At 69.1% G+C, this 3,647-nt stretch carries 4 protein-coding genes; all 4 read right to left on the reverse strand.

What is annotated here, in order from left to right; all coding sequences use genetic code 11:
- Positions 1–869: acetylornithine transaminase (locus tag ACRDTL_RS03945; RefSeq protein WP_431505412.1), on the reverse strand; the 869-nt coding region annotated here is incomplete at its 3' end.
- Positions 866–1,747 carry an acetylglutamate kinase gene (argB, locus tag ACRDTL_RS03950; RefSeq protein WP_431505413.1) on the reverse strand — a complete coding sequence of 294 codons (882 nt, stop codon included), beginning with the start codon at positions 1,745–1,747 and terminating at the stop codon, positions 866–868. The genes ACRDTL_RS03945 and argB, both read right to left, overlap by 4 nt.
- On the reverse strand, positions 1,744–2,958 hold the full coding sequence (gene argJ, locus ACRDTL_RS03955; RefSeq protein ID WP_431505414.1) for a bifunctional glutamate N-acetyltransferase/amino-acid acetyltransferase ArgJ: 1,215 nt from the start codon (positions 2,956–2,958) through the stop codon (positions 1,744–1,746). The genes argB and argJ overlap by 4 nt, the downstream gene beginning before the upstream one ends.
- Positions 2,955–3,647: N-acetyl-gamma-glutamyl-phosphate reductase (gene argC / locus ACRDTL_RS03960; protein ID WP_431505415.1), on the reverse strand; the 693-nt coding region annotated here is incomplete at its 5' end. The genes argJ and argC, both read right to left, overlap by 4 nt.

Below are 3,647 nucleotides of genomic sequence, written 5' to 3' on the forward strand. Positions count from 1 at the left end.
GCACAGATGGGGTTACCGCCGAACGTGCTGCCGTGCAGACCGGGTGTGAGCAGCTGCGCGGCCGGTCCGACCGCCAGGCAGGCCCCGATCGGCAAGCCGCCGCCCAGCCCCTTGGCCAAGGTCACCACATCGGGGGTGATGCCGTCGTGTTGGTGGGCGAAAAACGCGCCGGTGCGGCCCATCCCGGTCTGCACCTCGTCAAGCACCAGCAGCGCCCCATGGTGCGCCGTGATGTCCCGCGCCGCGACCAGATAACCCTCGGGCGGGACGACGACGCCACTCTCTCCCATGATCGGCTCCAGAAACACCGCCGCAGTGTCGTCGCTCACCGCGGCGGCCAGCGCATCGGTGTCTCCGTACGGCACGTGCGTGACGTCACCGGGCAGCGGCGCGAACGGCGCCTGCTTGGCCGGCTGCCCGGTCAGCGCCAGCGAGCCCATCGTCCGGCCGTGGAAGGCATCCTGTGCCGCAACGAGTTTGGTGCGCCCGGTCAGCCGGGACAGCTTGAACGCCAGCTCGTTAGCCTCGGTGCCGGAATTGCAGAAGAACACCCGGGTCTCGGCGTCGGCACCCAACAACGAGACCAGCGCCTCGGCCAGCGCGATACCCGGCTCGGTGGCATACAGGTTGGAGGTGTGCCCCAGCGTCGACATCTGCTGAGTGACGGCGTCGATGACGGCGGGGTGCCGATGGCCGAGAACATTGACCGCGATGCCGCCGAGCAGGTCCAGATACGAGTTGCCGTCCACATCGGTGACCACCGCCCCATCACCACTGGCCAACACCACCGGCGGGACGCCGTAGTTGTTCATCATCACCGCCGCCCATCGCTGCCGCATGGTCGCTGTGTCGATCGCTGAAGGGCTCATGCCCCTACCACCTTGGTGCCGGTGCCCGCGTCGGTGAATAACTCCACCAGGACGCAATGTTCGACACGGCCGTCGATGACGTGCGCGCTGGGCACACCCCCGCCGACTGCGCGCAGACAGGCTTCGACCTTGGGGATCATGCCGGTCTGCAGCGTCGGTAACAGTTGCGTCAGCGTCGCGGTGTCGATCTCGCTGACCAGCGAATCGGTGTCCGGCCACCGGGTGTACAGCCCTTCGACATCGGTGAGCATCAGCAGCTTTTCCGCTCCCAACGCCTCGGCCAGCGCCGCTGCGGCGGTATCCGCGTTGACGTTGTGCACCACGCCGTCGGCATCCGGCGCCAGCGTCGACACCACCGGGATGCGGCGTGCCGCAATGAGATCGAGTACCGCCGCCGTGTTGACGTGGCCAACATTGCCCACCAGCCCGATATCGGTGGCCACCCCATCGACGGTGACGCTGCGCCGCACCGCGGTGAACAACTGTGCGTCCTCACCGGTGATGCCGACGGCATAAGGTCCGTGTGCGTTGATCAGGTTGACCAGTTCCCGGCCCACCTGGCCGAACAACACCATCCGCGCCACGTCGAGAACTTCCGGTGTGGTGACCCGGAATCCGCCCTTGAAATCACCGGCGATTCCCAGCCGGCTCAGCATCGCGCTGATCTGCGGTCCCCCGCCGTGCACGACGACGGGATGAATGCCGCAGTTGCGCAGAAACGCCATGTCGGCGGCGAACGCGTGCCGCAGGATCTCGTCGGTCATCGCGTTGCCGCCGTACTTGACGACGACGATCTTGCCGTGCAGTTGCTTCAGCCAGGGCAGCGCTTCGGCCAGCACTTGGGCCTTGACCTGGGTGGGCAATTCGCTGGTCGTCATGAGCTGTAGGCCGAATTCTCGTCGACGTAGCCGTGCGACAGGTCGGTGGTACGGATCGTCGCCCGACCGCCGCCCATTCCGAGGTCGACGGTGACGTCGACGTCGCCGCCGGAAAGGTCCACCTCGCGGGCGCCAGGCACCCCGACGCCATCGATGCACACCGCAGAACCGTCGAACGACACGGTGATCCGGTCGGGGTCGAGCCGGAACGGGGCCATACCGACGGCCGCGAGGACCCGGCCCCAGTTGGGATCGGATCCGAACAGCGCGGTCTTGACCAGGCTGTCGCGGGCGATCGTCCGGGCCGCGGCCAGCGCGTCGTCGTCGCCGGCGGCGCCGGTCACCGTCACGGTGATGCGCTTGGTGACGCCCTCGGCGTCGGCCTGCAACTGGGCGCACAGGTCGTCGCAGACCCGCAGCACGGCATCGTCGAGATCGGCTTGGGCCGGGGCGATTTCGCTCGCACCGGAGGCTAACAGCAGGACGGTGTCGTTGGTGGAGCAGCTGCCGTCGACGTCGAGGCGGTCGAAGGTGGCCGCGGTGGCACGGCGCAGCGCTTGGTCGAACGCTCCCGGCTCGGCAACGGCGTCGGTGGTGAGGACGCACAGCATGGTCGCCAGCGACGGCGCCACCATCCCGGCACCCTTGGCCATCCCGCCAACAATCCAATTGCCCCGGTGGTGCAGCGCAACCTGTTTGGGCACGGTGTCGGTGGTCATGATGGCCCGGGCAGCCTCTTCCCCGCCGGTCAGCCCGCCGGCCATCTCGTGCACGACGTCAACGACACCGGCTACCACCTTGTCCATCGGCAGCCGGTCGCCGATCAGCCCGGTGGAGCAGACGGCGACCTCGATCGCCCCGGTTTCGGTGCCCCAATCCGACAACGCGGCGGCGACGGCCTCGGCGGTGGCGTGAGTGTCCTGGAAACCTGTGGGCCCGGTGCAGGCGTTGGCGCCGCCGGAGTTCAGGATCACCGCGCGCAGCCTGCCGGTGGTCAGCACCTGCTGGGTCCACAACACCGGCGCGGCCTTGACCTGGTTGCGGGTGAACACGCCCGCGGCCGCGTAGTCCGGGCCCTCGTTGAACACCAGCGCCAGATCCGGCGCGCCGGAGGCCTTGATCCCGGCGGCGATGCCGGCCGCCCGGAAGCCGGCCGGGGCGGTGACCCCCTGCGTGCGCACCAGCCGCACGGCATCGGTCAGATCGGTCACGGTGCCACTCCGACCACCGATAGACCCTCGGTTTCCGGCCAGCCCAAAGCCAGGTTCATCGACTGCACGGCGGCGCCGCCGGTGCCCTTGACCAGGTTGTCGATCGCGGCGATCGCGACGAACGTCGCGGCGTCCTCGTCCACCGCGACCGCGATGTGCGCGGCGTTGCTGCCGATCACCGCGCCGGTGCGCGGCAGCTGTCCCTCCGGCAGCAGGTAAACGAAAGGCTCGCCGCCGTAGGCCTTTTCATAGGCGGCTCGCAGCGCTGACATGGGTGCCTCAGTGCGCGCGGTACAGGTGGCCAGAATGCCCCGCGACGTCGGGATGAGCACCGGGGTGAACGACACGGTGACGTTGCGCTCGGTGACCGCCTTCAGTCCTTGCACGATCTCCGGGGTGTGCCGATGGGCGCCCGCGATGTTGTACGCCCGGGCAGATCCGATGACCTCCGAGCCGAGCAGGTCGGTCTTGGCGGCCCGCCCGGCACCCGAGGCGCCGCTGACCGCGACCACCGTGACTGCGGGGTCGATGAGGTCTTCGGCCACCGCGGGCAACAGTGCCAACAGCGCGGCGGTCGGATAACAGCCCGGCACCGCCACGCGACGGGCATCCCGCAGCCGCTCCCGCGCGCCGGGCAGTTCGGGCAGGCCGTACGGCCAACTGCCGGCGTGCGGGGACCCGTAGAACCG

Source organism: Mycobacterium sp., from assembly GCF_050700595.1.
Classification (GTDB): Bacteria; Actinomycetota; Actinomycetes; order Mycobacteriales; family Mycobacteriaceae; genus Mycobacterium.

Bases quoted from the DNA above. Each gene is read 5' to 3' on its own strand.
- argB (WP_431505413.1), bottom strand. From the start codon at position 1,747: ATGACGACCAGCGAATTGCCCACCCAGGTCAAGGCCCAAGTGCTGGCC.